We start from the raw sequence: 17,327 nt of genomic DNA, 5'->3' as shown, positions 1-17,327 counted from the left end.
GCACGATTGCGTCAAGAGGGCCAAGGGGGATCATTCTTGGCCGTTTTCGTCACGGTTTCATTTCACTGCTTCATCTGCTGCGGAGTACATGATGCGCGAGTCTGTCCAGGCCGAGGTCCTGATGAGTTTTCTTGTCTCCGAGGAACTCTCCTTCCGGATCCCGGTGGAGCTCGGGTACGAGACGGGGGATCCGTATGCGGTGCGGATGACCTTTCACCTGCCCGGAGATGCCCCTGTGACCTGGGCTTTCGGCAGGGAGCTGCTGCTGGACGGCATCAACGCGCGGAGCGGGGACGGCGATGTGTGCATCGCGCCGGTCGGGCCCGAGGGGCTGTCCGACGTCAGGATCCGGCTCCAGGTCGGCTGCGAGCGGGCGGTGTTCCGGGCGAGCGCGGCGCCGTTGGTGGCCTTCCTCGACCGCACGGACAAGCTGGTGCCGCTGGGGCAGGAGCGGACGCTCGGTGACTTCGAGGAGAACTTGGAGGCGGCGCTCGGCCGCATCCTGGCGGAGGAGACCGCCGGCTGACGGGCTCGTACGGCTGCCGCGACCTGACGCCTCCTGCCGTGCGCCCGCGCCCGTCCGCGGACTGCTCCCCGCCGCCTATCGCTTACGGCCGCCCGTCCGCGGACTGCTGCCCGCCGCCCACTGTCCCTGCTCACGGCCTACTTCTTGCGCCGTCGGCCCTTGCCGCTCCGTACCGGCGATCCGCTCGGAGCGCTGTCTGCTCCTGCTTCTGAGGATCCCGCCGAGCCCGGCCGGTCGGCGGAAACCACCAGCGCCGCGAGCGCGGTGGTCACCGGCACCGAAGCGACCAGACCGATCGACCCCACCAGGGTCCGCACGATCTCCACCGCCACCAGCTCGCTGGTGGCCACCGTGCCCACGCTGCTCTGCGCGATCGAGAAGAGCAGCAGCAGCGGCAACGCCGCGCCCGCGTAGGCGAGTACGAGGGTGTTGACGACGGACGCGATGTGATCCCGGCCGATCCGGAGGCCGGCCCGGTACAGGGCCTTCGGCCCCATGGTCGGATCCGCCTGGCGCAGCTCCCACACCGCCGACGTCTGGGTCACCGTCACATCGTCCAGTACGCCGAGCGAGCCGATGATGACGCCGGCCAGCAGCAGACCGCTCATGTCGATGTTCGGAAACAGGCCGTGGATCAGGCCGGTGTTGTCATCGGTGTTGCCGGTCAGGCTCGCCCAGCCGATGAAGAGCGAGCCGAGCAGCCCGATCAGCAGCAGCGAGATCAGCGTACCGAGGACCGCGACCGAGGTCCGGGCGGTCAGTCCGTGGCACATGTAGAGCGACATCAGCATGATGGCGCTCGCCCCGACCACCGCGACGACCAGCGGATTGGAGCCCTGCAGGATCGCGGGGAGGATGAACAGGGTCAGTACGGCGAACGAGAGGGCGAGCGCGATCAGCGCCATCACGCCGCGCATCCGCCCCACCAGTACCACCACAAGCGCAAAGAGCCCGGCCAGCAGGGCCATGGGGAACTCGCGGTTCACATCGGTCACGGAGTACTGGAGATCGCGGGGAGCATCGGGGGCGTACGCCACCACCACTCCCTGGCCCTCGTTCAGTTGCCGCGGCGCGTCCGGCTGGACGATCTCGGTGAAGGTACGGCCCTTGTCCTTGCCGCTGGTGACCTTGATCGTCGCTCTCTCGCAGCTGCCCTGCTGGGCATTGACCGCCTCGCGCCCCTCGGGCGTGGAGGTGTCACCGGTCGGCGGAACCTGTGCGGCGTTCACGTCCTTGCAGTTGACCTTCTCGACCTGCGTCACCGTGCCCTGCTCGGTCTGCCGGTCGAAGCCGACACCACTGCGCTCGTGGGCGGGCGCGCCTCCCGGCCAGAGCACGGCGAGACCGACGAGGACCGCCGTGGCGAAGGGGATCAGCACCGCGGCGATGACTTTGCGGAGGTGGCGGGAGACGGGCGCGGCAGGTCCATGGCTGTGCGAGTGGCCGTGCGGTTCGGGCGTCTGTGGCGAGGTGGTCGGGGTGGAGGTCACCGACCGATCATCGCAAGAATGCGGGGGGCCCACTGTTCAGCGCGCCAGAAATGACGCTAGCGTGGTGGCACCTTTGCACACGCGGGAGCTCGGAGCACCGGGCTGAGAGGGCGCTGACCTCCGTACGAGCCGTCTGGCCACACGCCAGTACTTCGGATACGGAAGCCGCTGCGTCGACCGCCGAACCTGTTACCGGGTAATGCCGGCGTAGGGAGTAGGTCTCATGACCATTCAGGATGCACGCACGCCTGCCGCCAGCCAGGACGGCACCGCCGACCAGGCCGGGCGCACGCCGGGCTGGCACAAGGGGTACCTCGAGGGCTCGCGCCCCGATCTCAGGGTGCCGGTCCGCCAGGTGCACCTCACCAACGGCAAGGACGTGACGCTGTACGACACGTCCGGACCGTACACCGACCCCACCATCGAGACCGATGTACGCCGCGGCCTGGCGCCGCTGCGGGAGAACTGGATCATCGGCCGCGGTGACACCGAGGAGTACGCGGGCCGCCCGGTCCGCCCCGAGGACGACGGGATCAAGCACACCTCGCCGCGCGGCGGACTGCGCAATCTCGACGCGGTCTTCCCCGGCCGGCCGCGCCAGCCGCGCCGGGGCCGAGCGGGTCAGGCGGTGACGCAGCTCGCGTACGCGCGCCGGGGCGAGATCACGCCGGAGATGGAGTACGTCGCGATCCGCGAGAACGTCTCCCCCGAGGTCGTACGCGAGGAGATCGCCGCGGGCCGGGCCGTCCTGCCCGCCAACGTCAATCACCCCGAGATCGAGCCGATGATCATCGGCAAGCGTTTCCTGGTGAAGGTCAATGCCAACATCGGCAACTCCGCGGTCACCTCCTCCATCGAGGAGGAGGTCGACAAGATGACCTGGGCCACCAAGTGGGGCGCGGACACGGTCATGGACCTGTCCACCGGCCGCAATATCCACACCACCCGTGAGTGGGTGCTGCGCAACTCCCCCGTTCCCATCGGCACCGTGCCGCTCTACCAGGCGCTCGAGAAGGTCGACGGAAAGGCCGAGGAGCTTACCTGGGAGGTCTACAAGGACACCGTCATCGAGCAGGCCGAGCAGGGCGTCGACTACATGACGGTCCATGCGGGCGTGCTGCTGCGGTACGTTCCGCTGACCGCGCGCCGCAAGACCGGCATCGTCTCCCGCGGTGGTTCGATCATGGCGGCCTGGTGTCTGGCGCACCACAAGGAGTCGTTCCTGTACGAGAACTTCGAGGAGCTCTGCGAGATCCTCGCCTCGTACGACGTGACGTACTCACTCGGCGACGGCCTGCGCCCCGGCTCGATCGCGGACGCCAACGACGAGGCGCAGTTCGCGGAGTTGCGCACGCTCGGGGAACTCAACACGATCGCCAAGCGTTTCCATGTGCAGACGATGATCGAAGGACCCGGTCACGTCCCGATGCACAAGATCAAGGAGAACATCGACCTCCAGCAGGAGATCTGCGAGGAGGCCCCCTTCTATACGCTCGGCCCGCTCACCACGGACGTGGCCCCGGCGTATGACCACATCACCTCCGGCATCGGGGCGGCGATGATCGCATGGTGGGGCACCGCGATGCTCTGCTACGTCACGCCCAAGGAGCACTTGGGCCTGCCCAACCGCGACGACGTGAAGACCGGCGTCATCACCTACAAGATCGCGGCCCATGCGGCGGACCTGGCCAAGGGCCACCCCGGCGCGCAGGAGTGGGACGACGCACTGTCGGACGCGCGCTTCGAGTTCCGGTGGGAGGACCAGTTCAATCTGGCCCTCGACCCGGACACGGCACGGGAGTTCCACGACGAGACGCTCCCGGCCGAGCCGGCGAAGACCGCGCACTTCTGCTCGATGTGCGGTCCGAAGTTCTGCTCGATGAAGATCTCCCAGGACATCCGGCGCCAGCACGGTGGTGACATGGCCGATACGGCTTCCCTGGAGGAGGCCGAGGCGGGCATGGCGGAGAAGTCGAAGGAGTTCGCGGCCAGCGGCAACCGTGTGTACCTGCCGCTTGCGGACTGACGTGACGCACGGCGGTGCCCCGGGCAGCCGGGCGGGCGCACCGCCGTTCGGGCCGGTGTGTCCGGCTCAGGGGCACCGTGCCGGCCGCCACCGTCATTGCGGTGACCACGGCCGTAGCCTCCGCGGTAGCCACGGCCTTGTGCCACCAGCGGGCATTCGTCCCCGGATGGAGCCGCTGATCGGTACGCCGTGGCGTCCGCCCCAGCATGGCGGTGGCTCCGAAGGGCCGAGAGTTTCGAGGTAACGGTAGAGCCACGGCCACCCGAAGCTTGATCAAATCTGACTAGCCTGCGTGACGTGGGCGGAATCGATGTGGCCAACGGAGTGGTCGGCGCACTGTTCGGCATGCTGTTCGCAACGCTGTTCCAACAGCCCTTGCAGGACGCCTGGTTCACGTTGCGCAAGCGTTCGAAACGAGCGGTTCGGAGCCTTCGGTCCCGTGAGGAGTCCCACCGCGTGTGGTCCACGTTCTCGCTGGGACCGCTCCACACCTCCGCCCTGATAGTGGAGGGGGACGGCGAGTCGCCCGTCGTTTCCGAGGCGATACATGTCCAGGTCCTGGACGACGAGATCACGCTCCCTTCGGACATGGCCGGTTGGCGGGACGAGATCGAGACCGAAAGCGCACAGCTCCGGGCGAAGGGCCGGACCCCGGTGTGGAACGGTCCTCGGTATGCCGTCGAGTCGTTCGACGTCTCCCGGACGGCCCTGGACGAGCAGCCGGAAGTCCACTTGAGGCTGCGGCCGACGGACTATTACACGTTTCTTGCCGCGCAGCAGCTGGATCGGCGGCTGCCCGACGGGACCACGCCGCGGTCCAGATACCTCGATCCGGACCGGCCATTGGAAGCACCGGCCTTCCTTCAGTGCAGCTTCGCCGCCAATGTGGCCGTGGTGACCGCCGACGACATGCTGGTCGTCACTCAGCGCAGCGACCGGGTTCGTATGGCACCCGGAGTGTGGAACTCCTCCGTCAATGAAGGGCTGTCCCGGCACATCGATTCATCCGGCAGGAGTGCTCCGGATCTCTACGCAGTCGCGCGCCGCGGCATGCGGGAGGAGCTGTCCCTGGAGCCGCACGAGTACACCCTCGTTCTGCTGGCCTTCGTGCTGGACGTGGAGAGACGGCACTGGAGCGCCCACTTCTACGCGCGGCTGAAGGACCTGACCCGCGACGGCCTGCAGACACGGATGAGCAGAGGCGTCGCCGACAGGTGGGAACACCAGACGATCGACTACGTTCCTTTCCGCGCGGCGCCGGTGGCCAGGTATCTGCTGCGACCGGACCGGGTCCATCGATGGGCTCCGCTCGCGCCGGCGCTGTTCCATCTGGCGTTGGTGCATGTGCACGGACGTGCGTCGGTCGAACGAGCAGAGACGCAGGCCGTACGGCGCCTGTGAGCACCGGCCGGAGACCGCTGCGGCCGGTGGCCCGGGATCACTCCGGCCGGTGCTCGGGCCCGCCGAAGTCCGGGCTGGTGAAGTCCGGGCTGGTGAACGTGGGGCGCTGTCCGGTCGTCGAGCCCTCGCTCGGGCTGGAGTAGTCCGGGCCGCTGTAGCCGACCTTCGGGATACGGCTCACATGGCGCGGCGGTACCGCGGAGGACGGGTCGGCGCTGGGGTCCGCCAGCGCTGCCCGCAGAAACGGCAGCAGGCCGCGCTCCAGCAGGGCATGACGCCAGGCGTCCTTGGCCCGGGACAGCTCGTCGGGCAGCTCGCCCGCCGACTCCGCGGCCGGGACCTGGGTCGCGCCGTTGCGCAGGGCGGTGAGCAGCAGCCCGATCGCGGCGACCAGGATGGCTGCCGCCGTGACCGCCCCGAAGAACCAGCCGGCAGTGAGCAGGGTCTGTGCGAACGACGGTGTGGGGCTGAGCATCTTCAGGATGTAGCCGACCAGCAGGAAGATCAGTGCGGCCGTCCCCGCGAGCACGGGGGCAAGCACGGCGACGACGGCGGCGAACCCGGCGCCGCCCTCGGACGCCTCGCCCTCGGACGCGGCCAGTACGGAATTGCGTATGGACGCGGCGGTCGTGGGTGAGCGCAGTTCCTCGCGGACCTTCACATAGTGCTCGTACTCGGTCGCGGCGGCGGTGGTGATCAGCGTTGTCGCGTTCAGTGCCATGGTGCGGAGCTGTTCTGCGTTCAGCCGCTCCCCGACGGCAGCGAGATCCGGACGGTCATGGGCGTTGCGCAGTGCGTCGTCGAGGATCCGCTCGTACTCGGCGCGATCCTCGGTCAGCAGGTGCGGAGCGCTGTTCATGTGCATCCCCCGATGCTCCGTAGGGCCGGATTGCCCGCATCGACCGGGCGGTTGGGCAGAAACGGAGGAGAGCCTGCTACGGATAACCCGATGGTAGAGCGGTTGAGGCACGGGGTGACAGGGGGTTTCCGTAAATCGCCTGTCCCGAGTTGACTCAGTCAGACAGCGGGAGTTGGACGACGAGGAGCTTTCCGGCCATGGTCACGCCGCCGTCCATGGCGATCGCGAGCCCGTCGGCGTACACATGCGGGCCTTCGACGACCGGGCGCTCGCCGTCCTCGCCGTCCTCCGTGCCCACCTCGCCCAGCAGGTACGGGATGGGGCTGTGACCGTGCACGATGCGCCCGCCGCCATAGGTGGTGAGCAGTTCGCGTACGGCCTGGGGGCCGTCGTCGTCGCGGAAGGCGAAGCGTTTGGTGAGCTTGCGGAAGAGGTCCCAGCACTCGTCGGCATCGTTGCGCGTGAGGATCGCGTGCACGGTGTCGTTGACGTCCTCGATGGTGGAGCCGTAGTCGAGGTACGCGGTCGTGTCGGAGTGCATCAGCAGATGCCCGTCCTCCTCGACCACTGCGTCGAGCCGCGCCATCCACTGCAGATGGACGTCCTGGAGACGGTCCATGTCTGCCTTCTGGCCGCCGTTGAGCAACCAGGCGGCCTGGAAGGTGGCGGTGCCCGCACCGGAGTGGACGGGGGTGTCGCCGAACCGCTTGGCCCCGAGCAGCAGCAGTTCATGGTTGCCCATCAGGGCCTTGCAGTAGCCGCCGGCTGCCGCGGCCTCGGCGGAGAGCCGCATGACGAGGTCGATCACGCCGATGCCGTCGGGGCCCCGGTCGGTGAAGTCGCCGAGGAACCACAGTCGGGTGTTGTCCGCGGCCCAGCGGCCCTCGGCGTCGATGAGGCCCTGTGCGGTGAGTGCCGCGAGGAGCTCGTCGAGATAGCCGTGGACGTCGCCGACGACATAGAGCGGTCCGAGCCCGTCGGCCGAGGGTGCCTCGGCGGGGTTGACCTGCACCTGGACGGTGTCGCCAGGGCCGCCGAGGCTGATCACAGGAAGATCGCGCGCGGTGGGGGTGTAGCCGTCCGGCTGCTCTCCCTCGGGGAAGGCGTTGCCGGGATGGCCGGACCCCGCCGGCTGCGCAGGCGCCTGGGAGGGCACCGGCGATTCCGTCGGGGGCGGTACCTGGGGCGGCACCTGTGGCTGTGCGCGCGGAGGCACCGGCGGTTGTTCGTGCGACTGCGACTGCGACTGCACGGGAACCTGCGCGTACGGCGGTACGCGAAAATCACGCAATGTCGCTGTTCGCACTACGGGTCCTTGACCGGCCCCCTGAGTCATCGACCCCTCCACCACCGTCGCGCCGCCGTTCACCTCTCGGCCCAGCCTGGTCGGGGTGGTCCGCGGTGTCGTGCGCCCATCATAGGAATGAGGTCCGCGCTGTGTGACGCACCAGGGGTGGTGAATCCTCCTGCACCCCTGGTTCGCCGGTTGTTTCGTCCCAATTGGGAAGGTCTAGTCCTGAGATGAAGATCGCGGGGCGCTCACCGTCGTTCGCGGAGGGCGGCGCTGTGAGGACGTTCTGACGATCAGTTCGGTCGGTATCACCTGCTCGATCGGCCGGTCCTCGTCGATCCCTTCGATGGCGTCGATGAGGAGCTGGACGACCGCTGTACCGATCCGGCGCGGTTTGAGCGAGAGCGTGGTGATGGGCGGCTCGGTGGTGGCATACACGGTCGACTCGCTGCAGCAGACGAGCAGCAGATCATCGGGGACGCGCAGACCGTAGCGCCGGGCGGCGGCAAGCAGATCGGTGCCGTTGGGGTCGAAGAGTCCGTAGACGGCGTCGGGTCTGTCCGGTCGGGCGAGCAGGCGGTCGGCCGCGACGGCCCCGGCGCACGGATCGTGGGCGGGGTAGGACTCGTAGACCGGGTCCTGTCCGACGCGCTCGCACCAGCTCAGATAGGCGGTGGTGGACAGGCGTGTGTAGGTGTCGGTGGTGGTGCCGGTGAGCAGGCCGATGCGGCGGGCGCCGGCGGCGGCGAGATGCTCGAGCAGATCGAGTACGGCGGCTTCGTGGTCGTTGTCGACCCAGGCGGTGACCGGGAGGGTCCCGGCCGGACGCCCGTCGGAGACGACGGGCAGGCCCTGGCGGACCAGTTCGGTGACGACCGGGTCGTGGTCGGAGGGGTCGATGACGACGGTGCCGTCGAGGGCGACGTTCGACCAGACGTCATGGCGTGAGGTGGCGGGCAGAATGACGAGTGCGTAGCCGCGTGCGAGCGCGGCGGAGGTCGCGGCTCTCGCCATCTCGGCGAAATAGGCGAACTCTGTGAAGGTGAAAGGTTCATCCCCGTACGTGGTTACGGTCAGGCCGATCAAGCCCGATTTTCCGGTACGGAGTGTGCGCGCCGCGGCGGACGGGCGATAGCCCAGCCGGTCGGCGACCTCGCGGACATGTCGGCGGGTGGCGTCCGGGAGCCGGCCCTTGCCGTTGAGTGCGTCGGAGACAGTCGTGATGGAGACTCCGGCTGCGGCGGCCACGTCTCGGATGCCCGCCCGGCTTTGCCGGCTGCCCCGGCGGGATGTCTCCGTCCGGCTCACCTGGTGCTTCCCTGCTGCTGTCATGGCGAGCCGATAGTAGGGCTCGCCAGGGTGGTTGGGCCGGTCGCATATTCACTCGTTGACAGGCACGTTTCTGCATGGTCATCATCGATCAATAGCCATGGAAATGAATGGAATTGCAGGGTTTGACCACATCGTCTCGTGTGTCGAGTTGTACGGGCCTCTCGGAAGGTCGATGTCTCGAAGAGGTCTCAACTCACCACTACGGGTGATGCGCGCCACGGAGTGAGCTACCGGCGCGCGCCCTGGAGAGGAGCGCTCCCCCCTTTCCATGCGCCTGCCATTCGCACCAGCCGTGAATCCTCATAAGGTGAGCAGTATTCGAAACTGCTGAAGGCATGAGGAGGACCTGCGGTGAGCGAGACCAGCCCCAAGCTGCGCGCCGAGCTGGACGGCATCCCCACCTACAAGCCGGGCAAGCCTGCGGCGGCCGGAGGCCCGGTCGCGTACAAGCTGTCGTCCAACGAGAACCCGTATCCGCCGCTGCCGGGTGTGATGGAGACTGCGATCGCCGCGGCCCAGGGGTTCAACCGCTACCCGGACATGGCCTGCACCGGCCTGATGAACGAGCTCGCGGACCGCTTCGGGGTGCCGGTGACGCACCTGGCGACCGGCACGGGCTCGGTGGGTGTTGCCCAGTCGCTCCTGCAGTCCACCTCGGGCCCGGACGACGAGGTCATTTTTGCCTGGCGGTCCTTCGAGGCGTACCCGATCATCACGCAGATCAGCGGGGCGAAGGCGGTGCGGGTGCCGCTGACCTCAGGTGAGGTGCACGATCTGGACGCCATGGCCGACGCGATCACCGACCGGACGCGTCTGATCTTCGTCTGCAACCCCAACAACCCGACCGGCACGGTGGTGCGCCGGGCCGAACTGGAGCGGTTCCTTGACCGGGTGCCGTCGGATGTCCTGGTGGTGCTGGACGAGGCATACCGCGAGTTCATCCGCGATGCCGAGGTTCCGGACGGTATCGAGATCTACCGCAACCGTCCCAATGTGGCGGTGCTGCGCACCTTCTCCAAGGCGTACGGACTGGCGGGGCTGCGGATCGGCTTCGCGATCGCGCACGAGCCGGTGGCCGCCGCGCTGCGCAAGACAGCAGTCCCCTTCGGTGTCTCGCAGCTCGCCCAGGACGCGGCGGTCGCCTCGCTTCAGGCCGAGGACGAGCTGCTGGGCCGGGTCGGCTCGCTGGTCGCCGAGCGCGTGCGGGTGTACGAGAGCCTGGTCAAGCAGGGCTGGACGGTGCCCGAGACCCAGGCGAACTTCGTCTGGCTGCGGCTGGGCGACCGGACGCTCGACTTCGCGGCCGTCTGCGAGAAGGCGGGCGTCGTCGTGCGGCCGTTCGCGGGTGAGGGCGTACGGGTCACCATCGGCGAAAGTGAGGCCAACGACATCTTCCTCAATACCGCCGAGAGCTTCCGCCAGGGGCTCTAGCGGGTGTCATTTGGATCTTGCCGGCTCGCGCGCCCCGGCACCTCGCTGCCGCGCAAGACCGCTCACTGATCCACCTGATCCGCGAGGCACCCCCTGGCCTCGACGTTTCCGCCCGTACCGGGTCGTCGGCGCGGACCGTGGTCAGCAGCCGCGGGTCGCCGTGGATCCGGCCGAGGACATTGCGCGGGTCCCGAGGCGGCAGTCCTCCCGCGCGAGATCCCGGGTGGGGCCACCATGGCCGGCGCGAGCGCGTCGCCCGACGGTCCGGAACGCGACCGTGCCCGGGTCCACCACCTGCTGGGCGTTTGCCTCGAGGGCGGGGACTCCGGGGTGGTGAGCTTTTCGCCCTCGCAGAACCCCCATGAGCAAGGCGCTCATGGGGGTTCTGCGGCGAAGAGGCACGGGGGGTGCGTACCAGGGTGCACCCCCCTCGACAGATCCCGGAGTGGGTAAGACATAATGCTTGTGAATGTGAACGCGTTCACAAGCGTTGGCTGTTTCGTCCCGGGATCGGTTGGGATGCGGGGGCGAACCACGCTGTGATCACGGCGAAGTAAGGAGATGACGACGTGGACCTGGCTCTGGCGCCGGAAACCTTGGCGCGATGGCAGTTCGGCATTACCACCGTCTACCACTTCCTCTTCGTTCCCCTGACGATCTCTCTCGCCGCGCTCACTGCCGGCCTGCAGACCGCCTGGGTGCGGACGGAGAAGCAGAAGTACCTCAAGGCCACGAAGTTCTGGGGCAAGCTTTTCCTGATCAACATCGCCATGGGCGTGGTCACCGGCATCGTCCAGGAGTTCCAGTTCGGCATGAACTGGTCCGACTACTCGCGCTTCGTCGGCGACGTCTTCGGTGCCCCGCTCGCCTTCGAGGCGCTGATTGCGTTCTTCTTCGAGTCCACCTTCATCGGGCTGTGGATCTTCGGCTGGGACAAGCTGCCGCAGAAGATCCACCTGGCCTGCATCTGGATGGTCTCGATGGGAACCATCCTGTCCGCGTACTTCATCCTGGCCGCCAACTCCTGGATGCAGCACCCGGTCGGCTACCGCATCAACGAGGAGCGCGGGCGGGCAGAGCTCACCGACTTCTGGCTGGTCCTCACGCAGAACACCGCGCTCACCCAGTTCTTCCACACCATGACGGCCGCGTTCCTCGTCGGTGGTGCGTTCATGGTGGGCATCTCCGCCTTCCATCTGGCGCGCAAGAAGCACGTACCCGTGATGCGGACCTCGCTCCGGCTCGGGCTGATCACCGTGGTCATCGCCGGAATGCTCACCGCTGTCAGCGGTGACCTGCTCGGCAAGGTCATGTTCAAGCAGCAGCCGATGAAGATGGCCGCCGCCGAGGCGCTGTGGGACGGCGAGGCGCCCGCGCCCTTCTCGCTCTTCGCCTACGGGGATGTCGACGCGGGCCACAACACGGTCGCCATAGAGGTTCCGGGACTGCTGTCCTTCCTGGCCAACGACGACTTCGACTCGTACGTCCCCGGCATCAACGACGTCATCAAGTCCGAACAGGAGAAGTTCGGGCCCGGCGACTACCGGCCCAACATCCCGGTCGCCTACTGGGGCTTCCGCTGGATGATCGGCTTCGGCATGGCGTCCCTCACCATCGGGCTCATCGGACTCTGGCTCACCCGCAAGAAGTTCATGCTGCCGCCGCGTCTGCGGACGGGCGAGGACGAAGTGCCGCACCTGGTCCTCTTCAAGGGCAAGGCGCTCAGCCCGAAGTTCACCAAGTGGTACTGGGTCGTGGCGCTGTGGACCATGCTCTTCCCGTTGATCGCCAACTCCTGGGGCTGGATCTTCACGGAGATGGGACGTCAGCCCTGGGTCGTGTACGGCGTGCTGCGCACACGCGACGCGGTCTCCCCCGGCACCTCACAGGGCGAGGTGCTGACCTCGATGCTCGTCTTCACCCTGCTCTACGCGGTGCTCGCCGTGATCGAGGTCAAGCTGCTTGTGAAGTACGTCAAGGCCGGACCGCCCGAGCTCACCGAGGCCGACCTCACCCCGCCCACCAAGATCGGCGGCGACGACCGTGACGCCGACCGGCCGATGGCCTTCTCGTACTGAGGCCCTGAGGAGCTGCTGAGGCATGGAACTTCACGACGTCTGGTTCGTACTCATCGCCGTCCTGTGGACCGGCTACTTCTTCCTCGAGGGCTTCGACTTCGGGGTCGGGGTCCTGACGAAACTGCTGGCCAGGGACCGGACCGAGCGGCGGGTCCTGATCAACACCATCGGGCCCGTATGGGACGGCAACGAGGTGTGGCTGCTGTCCGCCGGCGGAGCGACCTTCGCTGCTTTCCCCGAGTGGTACGCCACCCTCTTCTCCGGCTTCTATCTGCCGCTGCTGCTCATCCTCGTCTGCCTGATCGTGCGCGGAGTCGCCTTCGAGTACCGGCACAAGCGGGACGAGGAACGGTGGCAGACCAATTGGGAGCATGCGATCTTCTGGACCTCGCTGCTTCCGGCCCTGCTGTGGGGCGTCGCCTTCGGCAACATCGTGCGCGGCGTGAAGATCGACGGGCAGAAGGAGTACGTCGGCACCTTGTTCGATCTCCTCAACCCGTACGCGATCCTGGGCGGGCTGGTGACGCTGACCCTGTTCACCTTCCACGGTGCGGTGTTCGCCGCGCTGAAGACGGTGGGGGACATCAGGGTGCGGGCCCGTGGGCTGGCGGTGAAGCTGGGGCTGCTCACCGTCGTGCTGGCGCTCGGCTTCCTGATCTGGACCCAGATATCGCACGGCGACGGCAAGAGCCTGGTCGCGATGGCCGTCGCCGTGCCGGCGCTGGTCGTGGCGGTCGTGGCCATCAAGGCAGGGCGCGAGGGCTGGTCGTTCGCGCTGTCAGGTGTGACGATCGTGGCCGCCGTCGCGATGCTGTTCCTGACGCTTTTCCCGAACGTCATGCCGTCCTCGCTCAATGAGGAGTGGAGCCTCACGGTCACCAACGCCTCGTCGAGCCCGTACACCCTGAAGATCATGACCTGGTGCGCGGGCATCGCGGCGCCGCTGGTGATGCTCTACCAGGGATGGACGTACTGGGTGTTCCGCAAGCGGATCGGCACGCAGCACATCGCCGATGCCCATTAGTGGGGGATGTTTCACGTGAAACCGATCGACCCGCGTCTGCTCCGGTACGCCCGGGCCACCCGTCACTTCCTCGTTGCGGTGGTGCTTCTCGGACTTGTCGGGGCGGCGATGGTCATCGCCCAGGCGATGCTGATTGCCGAAGTGGTGGTGGGGGCGTTCCAGCAGGGGCTCTCCACTTCCGGTCTTGCGGTGCCGCTGGCCCTGCTGGCGGCGGTCGCGGTCGGCCGGGCAACCGTCGCCTGGCTCACCGAGCTGGCCGCGCACCGGGCGAGCGCGGCGGTCAAGTCGGAGCTGCGGGGGAGGCTGCTGGAGCGGGCCGCTGAGCTGGGGCCGGGCCGACTGAGCGGGCAGCGCACAGGATCGCTCGTCGCTCTGGCCACGCGTGGCGTCGACGCCCTGGACGACTACTTCGCGCGCTATCTGCCACAGCTGGGGCTCGCGGTGGTGGTGCCGGTCGCGGTACTGGCGCGGATCGTGACCGAGGACTGGGTCTCGGCGGCGGTCATCGTGGTGACTCTGCCGCTGATTCCGCTGTTCATGGTGCTCATCGGCTGGGCCACGCAGTCCCGGATGGACCGTCAGTGGAGGCTGCTGTCACGGCTGTCGGGGCACTTCCTGGATGTGGTCGCAGGTCTGCCGACCTTGAAGGTCTTCGGGCGGGCGAAGGCGCAGGCCGACTCGATCCGGTCCATCACCGGGGAGTACCGGCGGGCCACGCTGCGGACCCTGCGGATCGCCTTCCTCTCGTCGTTCGCGCTGGAGCTGCTGGCGACGCTCTCGGTGGCGCTGGTGGCTGTCGGCATCGGTATGCGGCTGGTCCATGGTGACCTGGATCTGTACACGGGTCTGGTGATCCTGATCCTCGCGCCCGAGGCGTATCTGCCGCTGCGGCAGGTGGGAGCCCAGTACCACGCGGCGGCGGAGGGACTTTCGGCGGCGGAGGAGATCTTCCAGGTTCTGGAGACCGAGCCGCGGACGGGCGGTACGGGGGAGGTGCCGGGAGACCTGCGCCTGGAGCTGGAGGAGGTGACCGTCCGCCACGCGGGGCGCAGCGAGGCGTCGCTGGACGCTGCCTCGCTGGTGGTGGAGCCCGGCGAGACGGTTGCGCTGGTCGGCCCGAGCGGGGTCGGGAAGTCGACTCTGCTGGATGTGCTGCTGGGATTCGTGGAGCCGGCCGCGGGGCGGGTACGGGTCGGGGGCGCGGACTTGGCGAGCCTCGATCTGGAACGGTGGCGGGAGCGGATCGCATGGGTGCCTCAGCGGCCGTATCTCTTCGCGGGGACGGTCGCCGAGAACGTACGGCTGGCGCGGCCGGACGCGGATGACGCGGCCGTACGGGACGCGCTGCGGGAGGCTGGGGCGTACGACTTCGTGGCCGGGCTCCCCCAGGGTGTGGAGACCCTGCTGGGGGAGGACGGGGCGGGGCTGTCGGCAGGGCAGCGCCAACGGCTGGCGCTGGCACGGGCGTTCCTCGCGGACCGACCGCTGCTGCTGCTCGACGAACCGACGGCGGCGCTCGATGGGGAGACCGAGGCGGGTGTCGTCGAGGCGGTCCGGAGGCTGGCGGAGGGGCGGACGGTTCTGCTGGTCGTTCATCGGCCGGCGTTGCTTGCTGTGGCAGACCGGGTGGTGGCGTTGGAGCCGGCGGCGGCTCCCTTGCGCGGCACAGGTACGGCTGCAGGTGCGGCTGCGGCTGCGGCTGCTGGCGCTGACGCGGCTGCGGGTGCTGGCGCGGGGGACGCTGTGCGGAGCGGCGCCCTGCCCGCTCCTCACCGAAACCGGGGATCCGCCCCGGTTCCCGGTCCTCGAACGCCGGACGGGCCGGGTGATGCGGACGGGCTGGAGGGTGACGGGCCGGAGGTGCCTTCACCGCGGGTGCTGGCTCGGGTGCGGGCGGCCGCCGGGGACCTGCGGGGACGACTCGGGCTCGCACTTCTGCTCGGCAGTCTCGCGCTGGGATCCGCCGTCGGGCTCATGGCCGTGTCCGGGTGGCTCATTTCGCGCGCTTCCGAACAGCCTCCCGTCCTCTATCTGATGATGGCCGTGACGGCGACCCGGGCCTTCGGCATCGGTCGGGCCGTCTTCCGGTACGCCGAGCGACTTGTGGCGCACGATGCCGTACTGCGGATGCTCGCCGAGATGAGGGTCGCGGTCTACCGCCGGCTGGAGCGCATGGCGCCCGCCGGGCTGCGCCGCACCCGGCGGGGGGATTTGCTGTCGCGGCTCGTCGCCGATGTGGACGCGCTTCAGGACTACTGGCTGCGGTGGATGTTGCCGGCCGGGGTGGCCGTCGTCGTCGGAGCGGGGTCCGTCGGGTTCACGGCGTGGCTGATGCCCGAGGCCGGTGCGGTGCTCGCCGTCGGGCTGCTGATGGCCGGCGTGGCCGTACCGCTGGCCGGCGGCGCCTTCGCGCGGCGGGCCGAGCGTCAACTCGCTCCCGCGCGAGGGCTGCTGTCCACCAGGGTCGTCGACCTGTTCGGGGGAATTGCCGAACTGACTGTTGCCGGAGCCCTGAAGGGGCGGATCGAGCGCAGCCGGGAAGCCGACCGGCGGCTGACCCGCATTGCCGCCCGGGGCGCCGCCGCCACCGCGCTCGGCGGGGGGCTCTCCGCGCTGGCCTGTGGACTGACCGTTGTGTGCGCCGCGTTCGCCGGAGTGCAGGCGGTGGGTGACGGGCGGCTCGACGGAGTGTCCCTGGCGGTCGTGGTGCTCACTCCCCTCGCCGCCTTCGAGGCGGTCACCGGGCTGCCGCTGGCCGTGCAGTACCGGCAGCGGGTCAAGCGCAGCGCCGAGCGGGTGTACGAGGTACTGGACGCGCCCGTCCCCGTACATGAGCCGGAGCGGCCGGCTGCCGTACCCAGGACGGCGTTCCCGATCGAGGTGCGGGGCCTGGGCGCCCGGTATGCCGGGCAGGAGCGGAACGCGCTCGACGCCTTCGACCTCACGCTCACCGCCGGCCGGCGCATCGCCGTCGTCGGCACCTCGGGGTCCGGGAAAACCACCCTTGCACAGGTGCTGCTCCGCTTCCTGGACGCGAGGGAGGGCTCGTACACGATCGGCGGCGTGTCCGCGGCGGCGCTCGACTCGGACGCCGTCCGGCGCATGGTCGGGCTGTGCGCGCAGGACGCCCACCTCTTCGACAGTTCCGTGCGGGAGAACCTCAGGCTCGCGCGTCCGGAGGCGACGGAGGAGGAGCTCAGGCAGGCGCTGGGCAAGGCCCGGCTGCTGGAGTGGGTCGACGCTCTGCCCGACGGCCTCGACACTCTCGTCGGTGAGCACGGCGCCCAGCTCTCCGGAGGTCAGCGGCAGCGACTGGCGCTGGCCCGCGCACTCCTTGCCGACTTCCCGGTACTCGTCCTCGACGAACCGGCCGAGCATCTCGACCTGGCGACTGCCGATGCGCTGACGGCGGACCTGCTGGCCGTGACCGAAGGCCGGACGACTCTGCTGATCACACATCGGCTGCGCGGGCTCGACGCCGTCGACGAGGTCGTGGTCCTGGAAGCCGGGCGGACCGTGCAGCGCGGTCCGTACGCCGAGCTTGCCGACACCGAAGGGCCGCTGCGCCGGATGCTGGAGCGCGAGCGGGCCGCCGACCTGCTCGGTACCCGGCTCTCCCCGGCGAGTCTCCCTCTCTCGTCGACCGGCACCACTCTTTCCTCGTGAAATCGGACTTGCTCGTCTCAAGGGCATGACAGCGCCCGAATCGCAGGACCCGCTCGAAGCCGCGACGGGGGGCATCCGGACGGTGGCCGGCGCAGCGGGCTGTGCAATCAGGCGTGGCGGGCCGAGCCGGATGGGCGGATCACGCGGAAGCGGTCCGGGGATCGGGGAGGACGGCAGGGATACGACGGTGTCCTGGGAGGCCC

General features: G+C 68.7%; 11 protein-coding genes and 1 riboswitch. Of the genes, 7 read left to right on the top strand and 4 right to left on the bottom strand.

The annotated features are described in order from the left end of the window. The first annotated feature begins 91 nt into the window (after window positions 1-91). A complete protein-coding gene (locus tag OG883_RS31585; RefSeq protein ID WP_266547938.1) occupies window positions 92-526 on the top strand; it encodes an SsgA family sporulation/cell division regulator in 435 nt (144 codons plus the stop codon). 137 nt (window positions 527-663) lie between these two features. Here OG883_RS31585 and OG883_RS31580 read toward each other — a convergent pair whose 3' ends face one another. Beyond that, on the bottom strand, window positions 664-2,016 hold the full coding sequence (locus OG883_RS31580) for a YibE/F family protein (RefSeq protein WP_266547937.1): 1,353 nt from the start codon (window positions 2,014-2,016) through the stop codon (window positions 664-666). 71 nt (window positions 2,017-2,087) lie between these two features. Further along, window positions 2,088-2,247, top strand: a riboswitch (TPP riboswitch). On the opposite strand from OG883_RS31580, the gene thiC reads away from it, so the two are divergent. Beyond that, window positions 2,240-4,042, top strand: a complete 1,803-nt coding sequence (gene thiC / locus OG883_RS31575; RefSeq protein WP_266547934.1) for a phosphomethylpyrimidine synthase ThiC — start codon at window positions 2,240-2,242, stop codon at window positions 4,040-4,042. Its footprint overlaps the riboswitch before it by 8 nt. A gap of 297 nt (window positions 4,043-4,339) precedes the next feature. Further along, window positions 4,340-5,443, top strand: coding sequence for a hypothetical protein (locus OG883_RS31570; protein ID WP_266547931.1), 1,104 nt, complete (start codon window positions 4,340-4,342; stop codon window positions 5,441-5,443). Between the two features lie 37 nt (window positions 5,444-5,480). Here OG883_RS31570 and OG883_RS31565 read toward each other — a convergent pair whose 3' ends face one another. The 3 genes from OG883_RS31565 to OG883_RS31555 form a co-directional block, all read right to left on the bottom strand. Next, complete coding sequence (locus tag OG883_RS31565; protein WP_266547928.1) at window positions 5,481-6,308, bottom strand: hypothetical protein; 828 nt, start codon at window positions 6,306-6,308, stop codon at window positions 5,481-5,483. Window positions 6,309-6,456: 148 nt separating this feature from the next. Next, a complete protein-coding gene (locus OG883_RS31560) occupies window positions 6,457-7,638 on the bottom strand; it encodes a metallophosphoesterase (protein ID WP_323181016.1) in 1,182 nt (393 codons plus the stop codon). A gap of 174 nt (window positions 7,639-7,812) precedes the next feature. Continuing rightward, complete coding sequence (locus tag OG883_RS31555) at window positions 7,813-8,925, bottom strand: LacI family DNA-binding transcriptional regulator (protein WP_266547926.1); 1,113 nt, start codon at window positions 8,923-8,925, stop codon at window positions 7,813-7,815. Window positions 8,926-9,276: 351 nt separating this feature from the next. Between OG883_RS31555 and hisC the strand changes: the two genes are divergently transcribed. From hisC to cydD, 4 genes are all read left to right on the top strand, one after another. Then, the gene (gene hisC, locus OG883_RS31550; protein WP_266547924.1) at window positions 9,277-10,356 is read left to right on the top strand and encodes a histidinol-phosphate transaminase; all 1,080 of its coding nucleotides are present in this window, start codon (window positions 9,277-9,279) and stop codon (window positions 10,354-10,356) included. Window positions 10,357-10,925: 569 nt separating this feature from the next. Next, a complete protein-coding gene (locus OG883_RS31545; protein WP_266547922.1) occupies window positions 10,926-12,434 on the top strand; it encodes a cytochrome ubiquinol oxidase subunit I in 1,509 nt (502 codons plus the stop codon). A 22-nt stretch (window positions 12,435-12,456) separates the two neighbouring features. Then, window positions 12,457-13,458, top strand: coding sequence for a cytochrome d ubiquinol oxidase subunit II (gene cydB, locus OG883_RS31540; protein ID WP_266547920.1), 1,002 nt, complete (start codon window positions 12,457-12,459; stop codon window positions 13,456-13,458). Window positions 13,459-13,473: 15 nt separating this feature from the next. Next, on the top strand, window positions 13,474-17,124 hold the full coding sequence (cydD, locus tag OG883_RS31535) for a thiol reductant ABC exporter subunit CydD (RefSeq protein ID WP_266547917.1): 3,651 nt from the start codon (window positions 13,474-13,476) through the stop codon (window positions 17,122-17,124). The last annotated feature ends 203 nt before the right edge of the window (window positions 17,125-17,327 follow it).

Source organism: Streptomyces sp. NBC_01142 (assembly GCF_026341125.1).
In the GTDB taxonomy this organism is placed as follows: domain Bacteria; phylum Actinomycetota; class Actinomycetes; order Streptomycetales; family Streptomycetaceae; genus Streptomyces.
The sequence above is the reverse complement of the archived record's forward strand: the minus strand, read 5'-3'. Positions and strand labels throughout refer to the sequence as shown.

Bases quoted from the DNA above. Each gene is read 5' to 3' on its own strand.
- OG883_RS31555 (WP_266547926.1), bottom strand. From the start codon at position 8,925: ATGACAGCAGCAGGGAAGCACCAGGTGAGCCGGACGGAGACATCCCGC.
- cydB (WP_266547920.1), top strand. From the start codon at position 12,457: ATGGAACTTCACGACGTCTGGTTCGTACTCATCGCCGTCCTGTGGACC.
- thiC (WP_266547934.1), top strand. From the start codon at position 2,240: ATGACCATTCAGGATGCACGCACGCCTGCCGCCAGCCAGGACGGCACC.
- OG883_RS31585 (WP_266547938.1), top strand. From the start codon at position 92: ATGCGCGAGTCTGTCCAGGCCGAGGTCCTGATGAGTTTTCTTGTCTCC.
- OG883_RS31565 (WP_266547928.1), bottom strand. From the start codon at position 6,308: ATGCACATGAACAGCGCTCCGCACCTGCTGACCGAGGATCGCGCCGAG.
- OG883_RS31560 (WP_323181016.1), bottom strand. From the start codon at position 7,638: ATGACTCAGGGGGCCGGTCAAGGACCCGTAGTGCGAACAGCGACATTG.